This is a genomic window from Desulfoluna spongiiphila (assembly GCF_900101345.1).
GTDB lineage: Bacteria > Desulfobacterota > Desulfobacteria > Desulfobacterales > Desulfolunaceae > Desulfoluna > Desulfoluna spongiiphila.
In genome coordinates this window covers 1-20,200 of the sequence record NZ_FMUX01000022.1, presented here as the reverse complement: position 1 = coordinate 20,200, position 20,200 = coordinate 1, and the positions used below count along the sequence as shown (strand labels likewise).

Below are 20,200 nucleotides of genomic sequence, written 5' to 3'. Positions count from 1 at the left end.
AGGCTGTTTTGAATCGTTACAAAAAACCAAAAAAAAAGGACCTGATCGAAATCGATCAGGTCCTTTGTATTTTCTATGTGTGTTTTGGTCGGGGCGAGAAGATTCGAACTTCCGACCCCTTGACCCCCAGTCAAGTGCGCTACCAGGCTGCGCTACGCCCCGCCAAAAACAGGAGGGTTATACCCCCATGCTTCAAGGGATGTCAAGCACTCTTTGACAAAAAAATGGCCCGACCCCATAATGGCGCAAAACGCGTGGCTGGCCGTGGAATGACCCCACGGGGCAATCGCGTAAAATCAGGGCGTTGGCGAAAGGCGATCGGATGATGTTTCCACTTGAGCAAGATGCGCGGATCGGGGTGGTGGCCCCGTCGGGGGTTGTGGACCCGGTAAAACTGGAAAAGGGGATGGCAAGGCTCCGGGAGGCCGGATGGGAGGTGACAGCCGAGACGGCGGTGGGGGATTCCCTTCGCTATCTGGCCGGCGGCGAAGCGGCCCGAAAGGCTTCCCTTCTCCGTATGTCCGCAGCGCATGCCGGCCTTCTTGTTGCGGCGCGCGGAGGGTACGGGGCCATGCGCCTCCTGGCCGACCTTACCCCGGAAGAGCTTCTGGGGCTTCCCCCGTTTATGGGGTTCAGCGATGCCACGGCCCTTTTGGTCCGGCTTGTGGGGCTTGGAGTGCGGGCTGTGCACGGCCCCACGATCCAGGCACTGGCCACGGCCTGCCCGGAAACACTGGCCGCCCTGGATGGGCTGCTCAGGTCCGGTATCCGTCCCGATCCCCTGGGTTCAGCCTGGGAAACCCTGGTGGACGGGGAAGGGGAGGGGGTGCTTTCCGGGGGGAACCTGACCACCCTGGCCCACCTCTGCGGCACCCCGTTTCAACCTGATTTTTCGGGGTGTGTCCTGGCCCTGGAGGATCTCAACGAAGCCCCGTACCGCCTGGATCGGGCCCTCACGCAGATGCGGCTCTCAGGTGCCCTTGACGGGGTGGCCGGGGTGCTGGTGGGGGAGTGCCTTCACTGCGGAGAGGAAGGGGAGCTGGAGGCGGTCTTTCGGGAGGTGCTTGCTCCCTTGAATATTCCGGTGGTGACCGGGGGGCGCTTTGGTCACGGCCCCACGAATCTGCCCCTGGTCTTCGGCGAGCCCGTGGTCCTCTCGTCTGCTGCGGGGTTCCGGTATGTGTGATGCCCTGTCTCAAAAAATGGCTGACGGGGTTGCCTCCGGGGTCTTTCCCGGGGGACAGCTCCTGGTCATGGTGGATGGAGAGGTGGCGGCAGAGCACTGCGCGGGCAGGCTCCGAAATGGCGGGCCCGAGGTGGCCCCCGACACCTTTTTTGATCTGGCATCCCTTACCAAGCCCCTTTCCGGCGCCACCCTTGCCATGGGGCTGGTAGCCGACGGGCTCCTGGAGATCGACGCCCCGGTGTGCCGTTATCTGCCCTGGTTTGCGGGGGGCGGCCGGGAAGCGGTTACCCTTCGTCACCTTCTGGACCACTCCTCCGGGCTTCCGGCCTGGCGTCCCTTTTACGAAACCCTGGTGTCCATGCCTGTGGCCGAAAGGGGCGAGGGACTCCGGGGGCTCCTTCAAGGCAGCCCCCTGGAGGCGGCGGCCGGGGCCGGGGTGTGCTACAGCGATATCGGGTTCATGGTGCTCAAAGAGGTGGTGGAGGCCGTGGCCGGGGCGGATGTGCGTCGTCTGTTCGACGCGAAGGTGCGTGCGCCCCTGGGGCTTAACGATCTGATGTACGCCCCCGATGTGCCCGTGCACAGGGCGGTGGCGGCCACGGAGAGTTGCCCCTGGCGGGGAAAGACCCTCTGCGGGGAGGTGCACGACGACAACGCCTGGACCCTGGGGGGCGTGGCCCTTCATGCCGGGCTCTTCGGCACGGCCCGTGAGGTGGGGCGCCTTGTGTGGCACCTGGTGGCCCATCATCGGGACGGGGTGGCGGGTTCGCCCTTTTCCCGGAAGGTGGTGACCGCCTTTTTCGCTGAATCCCGGGGCAGGGGACGGGGGCTGGGGTTTGACCTGCCTTCGGGCAAGGGATCGGCAAGCGGCCGGTATTTTACGGCGGGGAGCGTGGGGCACCTGGGGTTCACCGGGACCTCGTTCTGGGCCGACCCGAGGCAGGGGGTGGTGGTGGTCCTGCTCACCAACCGGGTGCACCCCTCCCGGGAAAACACGGCGATTCGGGTGTTTCGTCCTGAGGTGCATGATATCGCTATGAAAATGGTTCGCGAAGGCACCCTTGGGACGGGAGGCCGGCGCTGCTTCGGTCCCGCTTTTTAAGTTGTCAAGAAGCATGATTTCTGATAGCGGTGAAGGTTGATTATTGCGTTTTTTTTGTCCTGCAGGGCCCGGGACACGCACCATTTTTAGGGAAGACGGCTTCAGGCGAACCCCTCTTCCGGGTGGGAAGTGCGTGCAATCGATCAATGTAACGACGACTTCAGGAGATACGGACCCGACCCGTCGGGGATACGACGACGCCGCGACAACGGCGATTCCTGCAATCAAAGGCCATTACTTACTATCGGAAACAAAGGCTGACTATGAACCTTCTTGACTCGCTGCTGGGAATTTTTTCCAGTGACCTGGCCATTGACCTGGGAACGGCCAACACCCTTGTCTATGTGAAAGGCAAGGGCATTGTGCTCAGCGAACCGTCCGTGGTGGCTGTTCGCACCGACAACAGATCCAAGAACAAGGTACTGGCCGTGGGCCTTGAGGCCAAGAACATGCTTGGTCGGACACCGGGGAACATTGTGGCCATTCGCCCCATGCGCGACGGGGTGATCGCTGATTTTGAAGTGACCGAAGCCATGCTCAGCCATTTCATCAAGAAGGTGCACAACAACCGCCAGAAGTTTGTCCGCCCCCGCATCATCATCGCCGTTCCCTCGGGCATCACCCAGGTGGAGAAACGGGCGGTGAAAGAGTCCGCCGAATCGGCAGGGGCCCGTGAGGTGTTCCTTCTGGAAGAGCCCATGGCAGCCGCCATAGGAGCCGGGCTTCCCATTACCGAGCCCACCTGTAACATGGTGGTGGACATCGGCGGGGGCACCACGGAAGTGGCGGTGATTTCCCTGGCGGGCATCGTCTACTCCCGCTCCCTGAGGGTGGCAGGGGACCGCATCGACGAAGCGATCATGCAGTACATCAAGCGCCGCTACAACCTGCTCATCGGCGAGCGCACCGCCGAGGTGATCAAGACCACCATCGGCAACGCCTACCCCGACACCGAACACATTGAGACCATTGAAGTCAAAGGCCGTGACCTCGTTTCCGGGATTCCCAAGATCCTGGCCATCGACTCCGAGGAGATCCGGCAGGCCATCAGCGAGCAGATCGACGCCATCGTGGAGTGCGTGAAGATCGCCCTTGAGCAGACCCCCCCTGAACTGGCCGCAGACATCGTGGACCGGGGCATTGTGCTCACCGGTGGCGGCGGGCTCTTGAAAAACCTCGACAAACTTCTCAAGGAGAACACCGGCCTTCCCATTACTGTTGCCGAAGACCCCCTCTCCACTGTTGCCAAAGGGGCGGGGATGTCCCTTGACAGCATCGAAATCCTCAGGCAGGTGGTCATCAGGTAGCCTATGTTTTCTCGGCGTATGGTACTGGTTGTGGCGGTTCTGGTGCTGCTTCTGCTCAACATTGCCGCTTTGACCGTCTCTAGCAGCCGTCCCGATTCGGCCGGAGGTGCAGCGCCCATCGCGTTGCACCTGACGGCCCCTTTTCAAAAAGGCCTGACCGCAACCCTCGGATGGATTCGATCCATCTGGCACGGGTACTTCAACCTGGTCTCCACCGCCGAGGAAAACAAGGAACTCCGCCGTGAGGTGGCGCAGCTCCGGGAGCAGCTCAACGGGTACAACGAGCTCAAGCTGCTCAACGGGAGGATGCGCGGCCTCCTCTCCTTCAAAGAGGCCAAGGCCCGCAACATGGTGGCCGCCATGGTCACCGGCAAAGACGCCTCCCTCTGGTACCGAACCCTCATCATCGACAAAGGCACGGAAAACGGCGTGGCCAAGGGGCAGCCCGTGGTGGTTCCCGATGGCATCGTGGGGCAGGTCATCGAGGCCTCCCATCGTTACGCCAAGGTGCTTCTTGTCACCGACCGCAACAGCTCCGTGGATGTCCTGGTCCAGGATACCCGCGTCCGTGGGGTGCTGAAAGGGGGCGGGGCCGGTGAATGCCGGTTTGCCTACGCCAACCGGAACGACACCATCAAGCCCGGTCAGCGGATCGTCTCATCGGGACTGGACGGTGTCTTCCCCAAGGGCTTTTTTCTCGGGACCGTCAGCGAGGTCCGCAAAGGGGTGTCCGGCATTTTTCAGGATGTGGCCGTGGCCCCTTCCGTGACCTTTGAGACCCTGGAAGAGGTCCTTGTCATCATGAGCCCGGAGGCGGGGAACTGATGGCGGTCATCGGATACACCCTGGTGTCCATTTTGCTGATCCTGATCCAGACGGCCCTGTTGCCACAGGTGTCCATGCGTCCCCCCTTTGATCTGCTGGTGGTGCAGGTGGTTTTTACGGCCCTTGCCCTGCCGCGGCTACAGGGGGGAGCGGTGGTTCTGGTCACGGGGATCCTCGTGGACGGGTTGTCGGGCAGTCCCTTCGGTTTTTATCTCACCAGTTATTTCTGGCTGTTTTTTATCCTTCAGGTCGCCATTCAGGTCCTGCACGTCTACAGCCGTATCCTTATCTACCTTGCCATCCTGGCCGGCATCGTCCTTGAGAACCTGGTGGCCCTGCTCGTGCTCAGTGTGTCCGGGGCCACGCCCCCCACCATGGTGTGGGCCGTGGAGCAGGGGGGGCGGCAGCTTCTCTGGGGCGCGCTTCTGGGGCCCCTTGTCTACGTGCTGATGGCCTTGGGGTATCGCCTGGGCGGGGCCATGGCCCGGGGCATCATCTGTCGCCTGGAAGGAGGCAAGGGTGTCTGATTTACCCCGAAATCGAGACGTCGAAGGGACGGGGGGCTCGGAAGGGTACCTCAACAGCCCCGACGGGGAGTGGTTCAACCGTCGCCTGAAAGGGACGATGATCCTGATTTTTATCGCCTTTTCCGTTATCCTGGTGCGGCTTTTTTACCTTCAGATCATCAACGGCCAGGTCTACCGCGAACTCTCCACCAACAACCGCATCCGCCTCCAGAGCCTTCCTCCGTCCCGGGGGTTGATTTACGACAGCCAGGGCAACCTCCTGGTGGACAACCGGCCGGCCTTTGACCTGATCATCGTACCCCGGGATGCCCAGCCCGTTTCTGAGACCCTGGAGCGCCTTTCGCAGTTCACAGGGATTCCCGTGGAGGAGATGGCGGGCAAGATCGCCAAGAAGGGAGGCGACAACTCTTCCCGCCAGGTGGTGCTCAAGCGGGATATCGGGCGGGACGCCCTGGCGCCGGTGGAAGTGAACAGTTTTGACCTGCCCGGTGTGGTGGTCAAGGTCCGTCCCAAGCGGTTTTACCTTAACCCGGGCATGGCGGCCCATCTGCTGGGCTACCTGGGAGAGATCAACGCCCGGGAGCTCTCCAGCGGCAAGCACCCGGAGGCCTCCGGGGGGGATTTTATCGGCAAGTTCGGTATCGAGAAGGTGATGGAACCTCTCCTGCGCGGCTCCCAGGGTGGGCGTCAGGTGGAGGTGGATGCCCGTGGCCGGGTGATCCGGGAGCTCAAACGGGTGGAGGCGGACCCCGGTAAAAACATCTACCTGACGGTCAACACAGAACTCCAGAAAAGATCGGAAGCCCTCCTTAAGGGAGATGTCGGGGCCGTGGTGGCCCTTGACCCCCGTAACGGCGCGGTACTGGCCATGGCCAGCAGTCCCACCTTTGATCAGAACGACTTTGTCAGCGGGCTCTCCTATGCCAAGTGGAACGCCCTGAAAAACAATCCGGGCCGCCCCATGGAGAACAAGGCCACCCAGGCCCTGTACCCGCCTGCGTCCATTTATAAGATTGTCTCATCCATTGCCGCCCTGGAAGAGAAGGTGGTGGATGAAAAGACCCACTTTTTCTGCTCCGGGACCCACGCTTTCGGGGACCGGGTGTATCGGTGCTGGAAGCGTACGGGCCACGGCTCCATCAACCTGGAAGATTCCATTGCCCAGTCCTGCGATGTCTATTTCTATGAAGTGGGGGAAAAGCTCGGGGTGGACCGCCTGGCATTTTACGCCCGGGGCTGCGGCCTGGGCAAGCCCACGGGGGTGGAGCTGGACAACGAGCGGGCCGGGCTGATTCCAACAGCGGAGTGGAAGCGCCGCAAGCTCAATGAAGGCTGGCACAGCGGAGAGACCCTTTCCCTGTCCATCGGCCAGAGCTACAACCTGGTGACCCCCATTCAGATGGCCATGCTCATCGCATCGGTTGGCAACGGAGGGGTGATCTACAAGCCGTACATCTTGGGGAAAATGGAGACCGCCGACGGGGCTCTGGTCAAGCAGACCCTTCCTGTTGTGAACGGGCGGCTCCCCGCCAGCAAGAAGACCCTGGCCCTGGTCCGCAAGGGGCTCTGGGGGACGGTGAACGACCGAAAGGGAACGGCCAAGGTTGCCGCCATTGAAGGGGTGACCGTTGCCGGAAAGACCGGTACCGCCCAGGTCATCAGCAAGGCCAAGAGGGACTCCCGGACGAAAAAGAGCATTCGAAAATTCAGGGATCACGCATGGTTTGTCGCCTACGCGCCGGTGGAGAATCCCACCATTGCCGTGGCAGTGATCGTGGAACATGGCGAAGGCGGGTCCACCAAGGCCGCCCCCATTGCCAGAAAAGTGATTGAGACCTATCTGGGAAAAGGGGAGGCTGCCCGTGATTGATCGCCGTGTGGTGGAACATTTCGACTGGGGGCTCCTGCTCATTACCCTGGCCTTGTCGGGGCTGGGGCTTGTGGCCCTGTACAGCGCTGTGTACGCAGGAAACGACCCGTCTTTAAGGCCCCTGTTCGTCAAGCAGCTGGTCTGGCTGGGTGCCGGAATGGGAGTGATGATCGCCACCTTCTGCGTGGACCCCAAGGAGTTCGAACGATGGACCCCGGGGATCTACGCCTGCTGCATGGGGCTTTTGGTGGCGGTGCTCTTTGTGGGGCGCATGGTGGGCGGATCACGTCGCTGGCTGGTCCTGGGGCCGTTGACCCTGCAGCCCTCGGAGCTGGCCAAGGTGGGCGTCATCCTGATGCTGGCGCGCTACTACGCACGCAATGCCACCACCCGGGGCCTGGGCTTCCGGGAGCTGATCAAGCCGGCGGCCATCGTGCTGTTGCCCTTTGTGCTGATTTACCTTCAGCCCGACCTTGGAACCGGCCTGCTCATCGTGATGATCGCAGGCATCATGACCCTTTTTGTCAAAATTGAGCGCCGCACCCTCACCATGCTGGTGTGTGCGGGGCTCGGCCTGGCCGTTGCGGCCTGGCTCTTCTTCCTTAAAGCCTATCAAAAGCAGCGCGTGCTGACCTTTCTCAATCCCGACCGAGATCCTCTGGGGGCGGGGTATCATATCATTCAATCCAAAATCGCCATCGGCTCAGGGATGCTTACCGGCAAGGGGTTTCTCAAAGGGACCCAGAACACCCTGAGCTTCCTTCCTGAACGACACACCGACTTTATCCTGTCCGTCCTGGCAGAAGAGTGGGGCTTTGTGGGCACGGTGCTTCTCGTGCTCCTTTACGGCACCCTTTTTGTCTGGAGTCTCAACATCGCCCACAAAAGCAAGAACACTTTCGGGACCATCACCGCCGTGGGGGTAACGGCCATGCTCTTCTGGGAGGCCTTTATCAACATGGGGATGGTGATGGGGCTCATGCCCGTGGTGGGGGTGCCTCTGCCCCTGGTAAGCTACGGCGGCTCGTCTGTGGTGACCAGCTTCATGTCCATCGGGCTCCTCATGGGGGTCAGCATGCGGCGGTTTAAAAAGTAGGGGCTCTCCTGGGAGGGTCTATACCGCAGGGGCTGTTTTGGGTGGGGCGTGGTCCCATCCGGGGTGGCTTTTTACTCGTTTGTTGTGGTATGAGCAAGGGCAGTTGAATGCTTAGCTTTCTCCAGGATGTGGCTGTGGACTTTCGGGCAACATAGTGCTTGTTGGTAAATCCTGAGGACCCCGGTTCGCAAGGATTAAGGTGAGATGGAAAAAGCTGATATCACTTGCGAATCCTGAAAAGATTTTCTAAAACAGGTTGACATAAAAAGAGAAAAACTGATATAGGTTCGGTGCTAAAATGAGGGAATTTCTAAGGCTTGCTCCAGCCTTAGTCTGTGTTGTTATGCATATTATCTGGCATTCTTATTAACTTTTGTTGGAGGGTCACCAATGGTCAGTGTGGATTATTCCTTATTGGTGCAGATCGTCAACTTCATCCTCTTGATCCTTATTTTGAATATCGTCTTGTATAAGCCGATCCGGGGAGTTCTTGCGAAGCGTCGTGAGGCCATAGACGGGCTCAATCACAGCATTGATGCTTCATCTGTGGGGGTGCGCGAGAAGGAGGAGACGTTTGCTGCAGGCATCAAAGAAGGCCGTACCAAGGGCGTTGAGCTCAAGGATGCGATCATAGATGAGGCGTCTCAGGAAGAGCGGCGCATCATCGGTGAGATCACCGGTCGTGCCCAGGATGATCTTGCCGCCGTGCGCGTTAAGATTTCTCAAGAGATGGTTGCTGTGCGGGAGAGTCTGCAGGGTGAGGTGGACGATTTTGCGAAGGCAATCGGCGAAAAGATTCTGGGGAGGGCACTGTAATGCGTGATGTGTTTAAATCGTCCGGAGGGCGCAGGCTTCTGTTCTGGGGCCTTTTCGTTGCGTTGACCCTGACCGCAGGTGCGGCCTTTGCCTCAAGCGGGGGCGGCCACGCCGCCGAAGCCAAGCACTGGCTCACCACGGATACGGCGCGTGTCCTGAACTTTGTGGTGCTCATGGGGTTTTTGTTTTTCGTGCTCCGCAAGCCGGTATCCAATGCCCTGTCAGGCCGCATCAGTACCATCAAAGATGAGCTGGATACCCTTGAAAAGCAGAAGGCGGACGCCGAAAAGACCCTGGCCGAGTACGAGACCAAGATTGCCACCCTGGAAGACGAGGTGGAGGTGATCCTGGGCCAGTACCGGGATCAGGGCGAGGCCGCCAAAAAGCGCATCATGGAAGAGGCCGAGCTCCACGCCGTAAAGCTCGAAGAGCAGGCCAAGCGCAACATTGACCATGAGTTCAAGGCCGCCCGTGCGGATCTCAAGGCCGAGATCATGGCCCTTGCCCTTTCAAGGGCCGAGGCGCTGATCCAGGAGAAGATCAACACGGACGACCAGGAAAAGCTGGTGGATGACTATCTGAACAAGGTGGTGGTGTAATGAAAGATATCGCAATATCCAGGCGTTATGCCAAAGCTCTGCTGCTTATCGGCAAAGAGGACGGTCAGGCCGAGACCTACCGTGAACAGCTCAGCGGGATGGCGGCGTTTCTTGCACGGGAGACGGAGCTCTCCAGCGCCATCGCCAACCCGATCTATGAATGTGACGGCAGGCGCGGTGTGTTGAAGGTGGTGGTCGAGAAGCTGGGCCTCTCTCCTGTCATCGCATCCTTTACCCTGCTTTTGTTTGACAAGGGCCGCTTCGGTTACCTTGGTTCCATCGATGAAACCTACCAGGAGCTGGTGGACGAGCTGAACGGCATCGCCCACGCCCATGTGGTTTCCGCCGTGGATCTGTCGGAAGACGCTGTGGAGAAAATCAAGGCATCCCTCTCCGCATTGACAGGCAAGGACGTCATTTTGAATCTGGAAAAAGACCCCGGGCTGATTGGGGGCATTGTAACGAAGATAGGTGACCTTGTACTTGACGGCAGTGTGCGCACACAGCTGCAGAACATGAAAGAATCTTTTAAAAGGGGTGAGAGTGTCTAATGGAAATCAAAGCTGAAGAAATAAGCCAAATAATCAAGGAGCAGATCAAGGATTTCGACAAGAAGGTCGAGCTTTCCGAAACCGGCGTCGTTCTTTCAGTAGGGGACGGCATCGCAAGGGTCTACGGCCTGGAAAAAGTGATGGCCCTGGAGCTTGTGGAATTTCCCGGCGGCATTCTCGGCCTGGCCCTTAACCTGGAAGAGGACAACGTGGGCGTCGCCGTTATGGGCGATGACACCCATATCAAGGAAGGGGACACCGTCAAGCGTACCGGCCGCATCGCCGAGGTTCCCGTGGGCGAGCCCGTTCTCGGCCGCGTGGTAACCACCACCGGTGAGCCCATCGACGGCAAGGGCGCCATCGATACCCCGGATTTCCGTCGTCTCGAGATGGTAGCCCCCGGCGTTATCCAGCGTAAGAGTGTTCATCAGCCTTGCTACACCGGCATCAAGGCCATCGACGCCATGACCCCCGTGGGCAAAGGCCAGCGTGAGCTGATCATCGGCGACCGCCAGATCGGCAAGACCGCCATTGCCGTCGATGCCATCCTCGCCCAGAAGGGCCAGGACGTGAAGTGCGTCTACGTGGCCTGCGGCCAGAAGAAATCCACCGTGGCCCAGGTTGTGGCTGTTCTGGAAGAGCACGGCGCCATGGAGTACACCACCGTGGTTGCAGCCTGTGCCTCCGACCCTGCGGCCCTTCAGTTCCTCGCCCCCTACGCCGGTTGCGCCATGGGCGAGTACTTCCGCGACAAGGGCGAGCATGCCCTCATCATCTACGATGACCTCTCCAAGCAGGCCGCCTCTTACCGTCAGGTGTCCCTGCTGCTTCGTCGTCCGCCCGGACGTGAAGCCTTCCCCGGCGACATTTTTTACAACCACTCCCGTCTGCTGGAACGCTCCGCCAAGCTCTCCGATGAGCTGGGCGCAGGGTCCCTCACCGCCCTTCCCATCATCGAAACCCAGGAAGGGGACGTGTCCGCCTTTATCCCCACCAACGTTATCTCCATCACCGACGGCCAGATCTACCTCGACAAGGGGATGTTCTTTGCCGGTATGCGTCCCGCCGTGGACGTGGGCCTGTCGGTCTCCCGCGTTGGCGGTGCCGCCCAGGAGAAGGCCATGAAGCAGGTGGCCGGTACCCTGCGTCTCGACATGGCGTCGTTTAGAGAGCTCGAGGCCTTTGCCGCCTTTGGCTCCGACCTGGACGCCTCCACCCAGAGGCAGTTGACCCGTGGCCAGCGCCTGATTGAGGTTCTCAAGCAGCCCCAGTACGCACCCCTTCCCCTTGAAAAGCAGGTGCTCATTCTCTTTGCCGGCACCAAAGGGTACATCGACGCCTACCCGCGTGAGGCCGTGACCAAGTACGAAGCGGGCCTTTACCCCTTCGTGGAGGGTCGATTCCCTGCGCTGCTTCCCGCCCTTGCCGAGAGCAGGAAGATTACGCCTGAAATTGAAGCCGATATTGTCAAAGCCCTGGAAGCGTACGATGAGGAGTTCAAGGACACCATCAAGTAGCTTGCGTTGAAGAGCAGTTCTATTAATTTGAGACACGTAAAGGTAAATGGCATATGGCAACGTTAAAGGAAGTACAATTAAAGATCGCTGGCGTCAAAAAGACCAAGCAGATCACCAGCGCCATGAAAATGGTCGCGACTTCCCGCTTGCGTGGTGCTCAGTTAGCCATGGAGGCCTTCCGGCCCTATGCGGAAAAATACGCAGAGGTTCTGGGAAGCCTTGCTCAGAAGGCAGGTGAAGGAGCCAGTCCGCTCCTTGAAGCACGCGAGGAGGTGAAGAAGGTCCACGTGGTTCTCCTGACATCGGACAGGGGGCTGTGTGGGGGCTTCAACATCAACCTGATTGATAAAGCGGAAAAGCTGATCAAAGAAAAAGAGGGTGAAGGGGTCGAGATCTCCTTTACCAACTTTGGCAAAAGGGGCCGCGACTGGGCCCGTAAAGAGGCCCAGACCCGGGTGGATGAATACATCGGGGTTGTCGGTTCAAAGGTGGGGTTTGGCGTCGCGTCCACCGGCGGGCAGAAGCTGATCAACGGCTTTCTCTCCGGTGAGTACGACGAGGTCTACCTGGTCTATGCCGAGTTTGTCAGCATGGGCAGGCAGGTGCCGGTGGTCCAGCAGCTTCTCCCCATTCCCCCCATCGAGGTGGAGGAGGAAGAGGGCGGAGAGGACAAGCCGTTCCAGGCCGAGCACATCTGTGAGCCCAGTGCGGACATGCTCCTTGGCGAGATGCTCCCGAGGAATGTGTATATCCAGCTCTATCGGGGTCTTCTGGAGACGTCGACCAGTGAGCATGCGGCCCGAATGTCGGCCATGGACAACGCCACCCAGGCGTGTTCCGACATGATCACCGATCTTCAAAGGGTGTTTAACAAAGCACGGCAAGCGGCAATTACTGCAGACCTTATGGATATCGTCGGTGGTGCAGAGGCCTTAAAGGGCTGATTGTAACTCGCTTATCGCATATACAGCATAGATTTAGGTACATAGGAGGTACTTTTCAATGGCTGACAATATCGGAAAAATCACACAGGTCATGGGACCTGTTGTTGACGTGGAGTTCGAACCTGGAAACCTGCCGGCGATCCTTACAGCCCTTACCATAACCAACGCGGCCATCAACGACGAAGAGGACAACCTCGTGGTGGAGGTGGCCCAGCACCTGGGTGACAACGTGGTACGTACCATCGCCATGGACGTAACCGACGGCCTCGTTCGCGGCATGGCCGTAAAAGACACCGGAAACCCCATCGTCATGCCCGTGGGCAAAGCCTCCCTGGGCCGCGTTCTCAACGTTGTGGGACGCCCTGTGGACGGCCTCGGCGCGGTAAGCATGGACAGCATCATGCCCATTCACCGCCCCGCCCCCGAGTTCACCGAACAGGATACCTCGGTCACCGTCCTTGAGACGGGCATCAAGGTTATCGACCTCCTCGTGCCCTTCCCCCGAGGCGGCAAGATGGGCCTGTTCGGCGGTGCCGGTGTGGGCAAAACCGTTATCATGATGGAGATGGTTAACAACATCGCCATGCAGCACGGCGGTATTTCCGTGTTTGCTGGCGTTGGTGAGCGTACCCGTGAGGGCAACGACCTCTACCATGAGATGAAGGAGTCCGGCGTTCTCGACAAGTGCGCCCTGATCTACGGTCAGATGACCGAACCTCCGGGAGCCCGTGCGCGTGTTGCCCTGTCGGCCCTGACCTGCGCCGAGTACTTCCGCGACGTGGAAGGCCAGGACGTGTTGATCTTCATCGACAACATCTTCCGTTTCACCCAGGCAGGCTCCGAGGTATCGGCCCTTCTCGGTCGTATGCCCTCGGCGGTTGGTTACCAGCCCACCCTGGCGGTGGACATGGGCGGTCTTCAGGAGCGTATTACCTCAACGGACAAAGGCTCCATCACCGCGGTACAGTGCGTGTACGTCCCCGCGGACGACCTCACCGACCCCGCCCCTGCCACCACCTTTGCCCACCTGGACGGCACCGTGGTTCTCTCCCGCTCCATTGCCGAGCTGGGCATCTACCCCGCGGTGGACCCATTGGACTCCTCTTCCCGTATCCTCGACGCAGCCTACATCGGCGACGAGCACTACGCAGTAGCCCGCCAGGTCCAGACCGTGCTTCAGAAGTACAAGGAGCTCCAGGATATCATCGCCATCCTCGGCATCGACGAGTTGTCCGATGAGGACAAGGTCGTGGTGACCCGTGCGCGTCGTATCCAGCGATTCCTCTCCCAGCCCTTCCATGTGGCCGAAGTCTTTACCGGTCTCAAGGGCAACTACGTGAAGCTTGAAGACACCATCCGCAGCTTCAAAGAGATCCTGGACGGCAAGCACGACGAGCTGCCCGAAGGCGCCTTCAACCTTGTAGGGACCATCGAAGATGCAGTGACCAAGGCCAAGGGCATGGCCGATTAACATGATATGAACGGGGCGGGGAATCCTCTCCGCCCCTTCAAACCTATGAGGGGTTGATATGGCAGACACTATCAGACTCGAAATCGTGACGCCCGAAAGGCGTGTGGTCAGCGAGGACGCACAGATCGTCATGGCCCCCGGTTCGGAGGGTGAGTTCGGCGTGCTCGATGGGCACACCCCGTTTCTTACCTCCCTGAAGGTGGGCATGGCCCGATTTAAGGACACCGCCGGCAACGAGTGCGGGGTCTTTATCAACGGCGGGTTCGCCGAGGCTCTGGCGGATCGGGTGACCATTCTGGCCGAGTCGGCGGAGCGCAGGCGCGACATTGATCTCAATCGTGCACAGTCGGCAATGGAGAGGGCGGAAAACCGCCTGGCCGGGAATCGTTCATCCATTGATGAAACCCGTGCCAAAGCGGCTCTTGCCCGGGCCCTGCATCGCATCCATGCGGTGGAGAGCCGATAACCTCTCCGGGGAATCTGACGATGGGCCGTTATGGCGGCCCCTTTGTCGCCTGGGTAGGATCGACAGCGCGTAAGTTTCAAAGGGGCGGCCCGGTGGGTTTGCCCCTTTTTCTGTACCGGGGCATCGGCCGTGTTTAACGGACACACCGGCGGGTTTCAGCGGAGAGGGAAAACCATGTTTTTTCGCATGCAGGTCAGGTGCTATTGCAACAAGGGGGAAAATTGAGTAAAACCACAGGAAAGACAGCGGTGGTTGTCCTTGCCGCCGGCAAGGGCACACGCATGAAGTCGGACAAGGCCAAGGTGCTCCATGAGGTGCTTGGGCGTCCCATGGTGGATTACGTGATGGCGTCGGCCCGAGAGATTGCAGGCCCTGACGTGGTCGTGGTTGTTGGCCACCAGGCCGATGCGGTGAAGGCCGCAGTGGCCGAGCGGCACGCGGCATTTTTTGCCCTGCAGGACGAGCAGCTCGGGACAGGCCATGCCGTGATGAGCGCCCGAAGCGCCATTGGCGAGGCCACAAAGCAGGTGGTGATCCTCTGCGGGGATGTCCCCCTGGTCAAGCCCGAAACCCTCAAGGAGCTGGTCCAGGCCCATGAAACAGCCGGAAGGGCCGTGTCGGTCCTTGCTGTCTCACTGGATTCCCCGACGGGTTATGGCCGCATGGTTACCGGTGAGAACGGGGCCCTGCTTCGCATCGTGGAAGAAAAGGATGCAAGCGCTGAAGAGAAGGCCATTAAAGAGATCAACAGCGGCATCTACTGCGTGGATGCGGGCTTTCTCTTTTCTGCCCTTGACAAGGTGAAATCGGATAATGCACAAGGGGAGTACTATCTCACCGATATCGTGGAGATAGCCGTTCAGGATGGGGCCGGCGCAGGGGTCGTAACCGGTGGTTCCGCCCGGGAAGTGACGGGCGTAAATACCGTAAATGACCTCGAAACCGTACGGCAAATGCTGGAAGAGCGGCCCACATGAATTCCCTTGACTTTATTGAAAATTGAAGACTATAGTGATTTGAATTTCGAGAGGTGCTAAATTGGATGATGAAGCAATAGTTGGTCAAATTGATTATATAGAAGAACAGGTAGATTTTCTCATTGAACTCTGCAACAGCCTGAAATCAGAGAAAGCAGAGCTCAAAGGCAGGATTGAAATACTTGAAGGTCAGCTTCAGGAGAAAAACCAGTCGGAAGCGGCCTTTGTAGAACAGAGGGAAACCATTCGAGGTAAGATCGATGGGCTGATGGATCGCCTTAACACCTACATCGATGTGGACTCCTGATCTCTAACCGAATGACAAAAGCGAATGCGCAATCATTGGAAGAGATACTAACAGTCGACCTTTTTGGGGAAACGTATAAGTTCAAGACTGACGCCGACTCAAGCGAGGCATCGGCCATTGTCAAGAGCATCACGGATGAAGTGAGTCGTGCGGGAGAGGGGATGAAAGGCCCTTTGACCGAGAATCGCAAGTTCATTCAGCTCCTGGTGGCCACCTTGAATATCGCAAAGGAGCTGGCTGAGGTGAAAAAGAACCATGCGGATCTTCATGAGAAGCTCACCCGGAAGTCGGCCACCCTCATTGAAAAACTGGGGGGGTGTCAACCGTAACGGCGGTGCAGAAAAGGCTGTTCTGCATGGTCGAAATACGATACAATTTGAATAAAAATATCCCTGCCGTGTTCGTGATTGGAGTATATCCTTTGACCCAATGGCAATATCACGGGAGCCTCCTCTGGCTTTGGTGCGCATGTTCTGCCTGACAGAAAAGCCTGAAGAAGTTACAGAGGCACCCCCCTTTGAACAATCGGTTCAAAGACCTTAATTCAACACGGCACCCGGGTGGGGATATTTTCATATCAATGTCTCCCCGTTTGCCCGACCCTTCCTTCCAACCACCCCTCGAAGTCGATGACTCTGTCAAGGGTTTCCGACATCCAAGCTATATCCATGCCCCGCGTCGATGCGGCATTGTCTCCGTTTTTTAAGATTATGAAGTCGTCGCATGGCACACGTCGGATCCTCTTGTCCGTTCGTATGATACCCGCTGCGGTCTTTGGGTATGCAAAAACATGTGACCTCAAGGTTGGGCGAATGTCTATTGTGTGGAGTCCGTAAGGCGGTTTTTCCGTCATAACTGAGGTGGATATATTCTCGGGGGAATCAAATGGTAGTGAAAATTATGGCAACCGGCATCGTCGGTTTTCTTGTCGGCGCTGCTCTGACCTTTGTGCTTAAAGGCCGGGTGGACAGCAGGCGGGCAGAGGAAGCAGAGGAAGAGGCCGAGAAAATAATACGTGACGCCGGGCTTCGGGCTGAAAATCTGTTGATGGAAGCCAATGTGGAAGCCAAGGACCGGCTCATAAAGATGAAGAGCGAGTTTGACGCGGAAACCAACGAAACACGGGTGGAGCTCAAAGGGCTGGACAAACGCCTCAACCAGAAAACAGAAAAGCTTGACCGCCGGCAGGATCAGATTGAGCGTATCGAAAACGATCTGTCCCAGCGAAGCAAGCAGCTGTCTGAAGATACCGATACCCTCGCCGGGAAGAACAGGGAGTGTGATGCCCTGATCTCCGAGCAGAAGATGCAGCTTGAAAAGATATCGGGAATGACCTCCGAAGAGGCCAAGGGGCTTCTTTTGAGCGCCATGGAGAACGACGCCCGCCACGACGGCGCCAAACTGATCAAGCGTGTGACCTCCGAGGCGAAGGAGAGCGCCGACAAGGAAGCCAAAAAGATCATCGCCACGGCCATCCAGCGTTATGCCGGAGATTTCGTGGCCGAGCGCACCGTGTCTGTGGTGCCCCTGCCCAACGATGAGATGAAGGGCCGGATCATTGGTCGGGAGGGGCGCAACATCCGTGCCCTTGAAGCGGCCACCGGCATCGACCTTATTATAGATGACACCCCCGAAGCGGTGATCCTTTCCGGGTTCAACCCGGTGCGTCGCGAGGTGGCCCGCCTTTCCCTGACCAAGTTGATCAACGACGGGCGTATCCACCCGGCGCGCATCGAGGAGGTGGTGAAGACGGTTGAAAAGGAAGTGGACCAGACCATCCGGGAGGCCGGTGATCAGGCCGCCTTTGATCTGGGGGTCCACGGCATCAGCAACGACCTTATCGCCATTCTCGGTCGCCTGAAGTTCCGAACCAGTTATGCCCAGAACGTGCTTCAGCACTCGGTGGAGGTGGGATTCCTCTGCGGGGTGATGGCCGCCGAGCTGGGCCTCAACGTGAAGCTGGCCAAGCGCATGGGCCTGCTCCACGACATCGGCAAGGCGGTGGACCATGAAGTGGAGGGTCCCCACGCCGTCATCGGCGCCAACCTGGCCAAGAAATACGGGGAGAACCCCAAAATTGTTCAGGGCATTGCCGCCCACCACGAGGATGTACCCCCCGAATCGGTGTACGACCTCCTGGTTCAGGCTGCCGACTCCCTCTCCGGGGCGCGGCCTGGTGCTCGAAAAGAGCTCCTGGAAAACTACGTCAAGCGCCTGGACGATCTGGAGAAGATTGCCAACGGGTACAAGGGTGTTGCCAACTCCTACGCCATCCAGGCGGGCCGAGAGCTTCGCGTGATTGTGGAAGGGGATGTGGTCCGGGATGAAGATGCCGTGGTCATGAGCCGGGACATCGCCAAGCAGATCGAAGAGACCCTGACCTTTCCCGGGCAGATTCGCGTCACGGTGATCCGTGAAACCCGCGCTGTGGGGTATGCAAACAAATAGGGCATCTCCGGCCATTTCAAGGAGAATGTAATAAGCCGAACGCTTAAGAGCGGGATCGGGGTTGCTGAACAGGCAATCCCGGTCCCTGTCTTGGTGTTTCGGCTATTTTAGTATCAGGGGGACGGTGGCTGGGCCACCGGATCTCCATGGATGAACGGGCAGCCGGGATGTCGCCGAGGGGCACCTTTACTATAGAAAGGGCCGGTTCGGGGTCCTGGGCGGATTATTCAGGTGGGCCGCCCAGGGTGGCATCGACCCCGGTAGCCAACCAAACGAGACGAGGTAGAATGCTATGAATGTCGTTGAGTCGCTGAGAGACCGCGGTTTTGTGGATAATACAACCCATGAAGAGGAATTGATTTCATATCTGTCCACGCCTGGAAGGCGCTGTTATATCGGCTTTGATCCCACGGGGTCCAGTCTCCATGTGGGGCACCTCGTGACGGTCATGGCTTTGTGTCACATGCAGCGCTCCGGCCACTGCCCCATTGCCCTGGTGGGCGGGGGAACGGGCATGATCGGGGATCCCAGCGGAAAGACCGAAATGCGGAAGATGCTCACCACCGAGACCATCGAGGAGAACAAGGCGGGCCTGAGGTCCCAGTTGTCGCGGTTCCTCGACTTTTCCGATGAAAAGGCCTTTCTCCTGGACAACGCGGACTGGTTGACGGGTCTTGAGTACATTCCCTTCCTGCGGGAGGTGGGGCGGCACTTCAGCGTCAACCGAATGATCAAGGCCGAGAGCTACCGCGCACGCATTGATTCCGACGAGGGGTTGAGCTTCATTGAGTTCAACTACATGCTTCTCCAGGCTTACGACTTCTACGAGCTCTCCCGAACCCACAACTGCTATCTGCAGATGGGCGGGAGCGATCAGTGGGGCAACATCGTTGCCGGTGTGGAGCTGGTGCGCCGCAAGGCTGGGGAGACAGCCTTTGGTATCACCTTTCCCCTGATCATGACCGCTGCCGGCATCAAGATGGGCAAGACCCACAAGGGTGCTGTCTGGCTCGACCCGGAGCGTACGAGTCCGTACGACTACTACCAGTTCTGGGTTAACACGGATGATGCGGACGTCGAGCGGTTCCTTGCCCTGTTTACCTTTCTGCCCATGGAAGAGGTCCGGCAGGTGGCCGGGCTCTCCGGTGCCGACCTGAACAACGCCAAGGCTGTCCTTGCCTTTGAGGCCACGGCCCTGTGCCACGGCCGGGAGGCAGCCCTTGAGGCCTACAAATCCGCAGCGGCCATGTTCGGGGTGAAAAAGATCGACGCCTCCCTTCTTGCCTCAAGCGGTATTCCCCGGGGGGATGACGGCAGCGCCCTGGACGCGGTGCCGAGTCTTGAATTGGAAGCGAGTACCTTTGAAGGGGAAGGGATGCCCGCTTTTAAGCTGTTTGCCCAGGCCGGGCTTGCCCAGTCCGGGGGGGCGGCACGCAAGTTGATTCAGCAGGGCGGTGCCTATGTAAACGGTGAGCGCCTCTCTGTCTTTGATCGGCCCATCACCCGTGCGGATTTTGAAGGGGGTGAGATACTCCTGCGCGCCGGGAAAAAGCGTTACCTTCGCGTTGTCATGGCAGGCTGAAAGGCCTTTTGACAGGATATATGATCAAATGGGCGGCGCGGATTTCAATGGAAATTCGCGCCGTTCTGAAAAAAATGCATAAAGGTGTCGAAAAGCTTTTGACAGATGCCGTCTTTCGGGGTAGAACCTTCAAGTCTTCAGCGCGGAACCGACGCAAAACACGCGACGGTCGGCCGGAGAGCCCGCAAGGTGAGGTTAAAGTTTTTAACCTTTTTTCTTGACTGAAACAGCTTGTTGGGATACACTATTCGGGTTCGTTTGAAATTAATTCAAGCGGGTCGATATTGCTTGATCTTTGAAAATCAGTAAGCAGCGAATAAATGAGACAAACGAGTCTCTGTCAATATCAAACCCTATTGGGTCATTTTGTTAAATATGATTTAATTGGAGAGTTTGATCCTGGCTCAGAATGAACGCTGGCGGCGTGCTTAACACATGCAAGTCGAACGAGAAAGTTTTCTTCGGAAAACGAGTACAGTGGCGCACGGGTGAGTAACGCGTGAATAATCTACCCCTGAATTTGGGATAACAGTTCGAAAGGGCTGCTAATACCGGATGACATAACCCTTACCACGGTTTGGGTTATCAAAGAGGGCCTCTCCTTGGAAG

At 58.6% G+C, this 20,200-nt stretch carries 19 protein-coding genes, 1 tRNA gene, 1 rRNA gene and 1 other RNA gene; 21 read left to right on the top strand and 1 reads right to left on the bottom strand.

What is annotated here, in order from left to right; translation table 11 throughout:
- Positions 1–85: 85 nt before the first annotated feature.
- Positions 86–162, bottom strand: a tRNA-Pro gene (locus BLQ12_RS22285).
- A gap of 160 nt (positions 163–322) precedes the next feature.
- Here BLQ12_RS22285 and BLQ12_RS22280 point away from each other — a divergent pair.
- The 21 genes from BLQ12_RS22280 to BLQ12_RS22180 all read left to right on the top strand — a co-directional run.
- On the top strand, positions 323–1,186 hold the full coding sequence (locus tag BLQ12_RS22280; RefSeq protein ID WP_092214295.1) for a S66 peptidase family protein: 864 nt from the start codon (positions 323–325) through the stop codon (positions 1,184–1,186).
- The gene (locus BLQ12_RS22275) at positions 1,179–2,288 is read left to right on the top strand and encodes a serine hydrolase domain-containing protein (RefSeq protein WP_092214293.1); all 1,110 of its coding nucleotides are present in this window, start codon (positions 1,179–1,181) and stop codon (positions 2,286–2,288) included. The genes BLQ12_RS22280 and BLQ12_RS22275 overlap by 8 nt, the downstream gene beginning before the upstream one ends.
- Positions 2,289–2,551: 263 nt before the next feature.
- A complete protein-coding gene (locus BLQ12_RS22270) occupies positions 2,552–3,595 on the top strand; it encodes a rod shape-determining protein (RefSeq protein ID WP_092214291.1) in 1,044 nt (347 codons plus the stop codon).
- A gap of 18 nt (positions 3,596–3,613) precedes the next feature.
- Positions 3,614–4,420, top strand: coding sequence for a rod shape-determining protein MreC (gene mreC, locus BLQ12_RS22265; RefSeq protein ID WP_217640381.1), 807 nt, complete (start codon positions 3,614–3,616; stop codon positions 4,418–4,420).
- Positions 4,420–4,947 carry a hypothetical protein gene (locus BLQ12_RS22260; protein WP_092214286.1) on the top strand — a complete coding sequence of 176 codons (528 nt, stop codon included), beginning with the start codon at positions 4,420–4,422 and terminating at the stop codon, positions 4,945–4,947. Before mreC ends, BLQ12_RS22260 begins: the two co-directional genes overlap by 1 nt.
- A complete protein-coding gene (mrdA, locus tag BLQ12_RS22255) occupies positions 4,940–6,817 on the top strand; it encodes a penicillin-binding protein 2 (RefSeq protein WP_226860103.1) in 1,878 nt (625 codons plus the stop codon). Before BLQ12_RS22260 ends, mrdA begins: the two co-directional genes overlap by 8 nt.
- Positions 6,810–7,913, top strand: a complete 1,104-nt coding sequence (rodA, locus tag BLQ12_RS22250; RefSeq protein ID WP_092214284.1) for a rod shape-determining protein RodA — start codon at positions 6,810–6,812, stop codon at positions 7,911–7,913. The genes mrdA and rodA overlap by 8 nt, the downstream gene beginning before the upstream one ends.
- Positions 7,914–8,303: 390 nt before the next feature.
- Complete coding sequence (locus tag BLQ12_RS22245) at positions 8,304–8,729, top strand: F0F1 ATP synthase subunit B family protein (RefSeq protein WP_092214282.1); 426 nt, start codon at positions 8,304–8,306, stop codon at positions 8,727–8,729.
- The gene (atpF, locus tag BLQ12_RS22240) at positions 8,729–9,328 is read left to right on the top strand and encodes a F0F1 ATP synthase subunit B (RefSeq protein ID WP_092214280.1); all 600 of its coding nucleotides are present in this window, start codon (positions 8,729–8,731) and stop codon (positions 9,326–9,328) included. The genes BLQ12_RS22245 and atpF overlap by 1 nt, the downstream gene beginning before the upstream one ends.
- Positions 9,328–9,879 carry an ATP synthase F1 subunit delta gene (atpH, locus tag BLQ12_RS22235; protein ID WP_092214278.1) on the top strand — a complete coding sequence of 184 codons (552 nt, stop codon included), beginning with the start codon at positions 9,328–9,330 and terminating at the stop codon, positions 9,877–9,879. The genes atpF and atpH overlap by 1 nt, the downstream gene beginning before the upstream one ends.
- Positions 9,879–11,396: a F0F1 ATP synthase subunit alpha gene (atpA, locus tag BLQ12_RS22230; protein WP_092214276.1), complete on the top strand. Its 1,518-nt coding sequence runs from the start codon at positions 9,879–9,881 to the stop codon at positions 11,394–11,396. The genes atpH and atpA overlap by 1 nt, the downstream gene beginning before the upstream one ends.
- 53 nt (positions 11,397–11,449) lie before the next feature.
- Positions 11,450–12,340: an ATP synthase F1 subunit gamma gene (gene atpG / locus BLQ12_RS22225; protein WP_092214275.1), complete on the top strand. Its 891-nt coding sequence runs from the start codon at positions 11,450–11,452 to the stop codon at positions 12,338–12,340.
- A 58-nt stretch (positions 12,341–12,398) separates the two neighbouring features.
- Positions 12,399–13,811: a F0F1 ATP synthase subunit beta gene (gene atpD, locus BLQ12_RS22220; RefSeq protein ID WP_092214274.1), complete on the top strand. Its 1,413-nt coding sequence runs from the start codon at positions 12,399–12,401 to the stop codon at positions 13,809–13,811.
- Positions 13,812–13,869: 58 nt separating this feature from the next.
- The gene (locus tag BLQ12_RS22215; RefSeq protein WP_092214272.1) at positions 13,870–14,277 is read left to right on the top strand and encodes a F0F1 ATP synthase subunit epsilon; all 408 of its coding nucleotides are present in this window, start codon (positions 13,870–13,872) and stop codon (positions 14,275–14,277) included.
- Between the two features lie 221 nt (positions 14,278–14,498).
- Positions 14,499–15,254 (top strand): sugar phosphate nucleotidyltransferase, encoded by a 756-nt coding sequence (locus BLQ12_RS22210; protein WP_092214270.1) that lies wholly within the window; start codon positions 14,499–14,501, stop codon positions 15,252–15,254.
- A 61-nt stretch (positions 15,255–15,315) separates the two neighbouring features.
- A complete protein-coding gene (zapB, locus tag BLQ12_RS22205) occupies positions 15,316–15,561 on the top strand; it encodes a cell division protein ZapB (protein WP_092214268.1) in 246 nt (81 codons plus the stop codon).
- Between the two features lie 11 nt (positions 15,562–15,572).
- Positions 15,573–15,890, top strand: a complete 318-nt coding sequence (zapA, locus tag BLQ12_RS22200) for a cell division protein ZapA (protein WP_092214267.1) — start codon at positions 15,573–15,575, stop codon at positions 15,888–15,890.
- 57 nt (positions 15,891–15,947) lie between these two features.
- Positions 15,948–16,132, top strand: a non-coding RNA gene (ssrS, locus tag BLQ12_RS22195) — 6S RNA.
- Between the two features lie 314 nt (positions 16,133–16,446).
- The gene (gene rny / locus BLQ12_RS22190) at positions 16,447–18,009 is read left to right on the top strand and encodes a ribonuclease Y (RefSeq protein WP_092214264.1); all 1,563 of its coding nucleotides are present in this window, start codon (positions 16,447–16,449) and stop codon (positions 18,007–18,009) included.
- A 292-nt stretch (positions 18,010–18,301) separates the two neighbouring features.
- Entirely contained in the window at positions 18,302–19,591 is a 1,290-nt protein-coding gene (tyrS, locus tag BLQ12_RS22185; RefSeq protein ID WP_092214262.1) for a tyrosine--tRNA ligase, read from the top strand.
- Positions 19,592–19,972: 381 nt separating this feature from the next.
- Positions 19,973–20,200: ribosomal RNA gene (locus BLQ12_RS22180) — 16S ribosomal RNA — on the top strand; the annotation flags it as partial.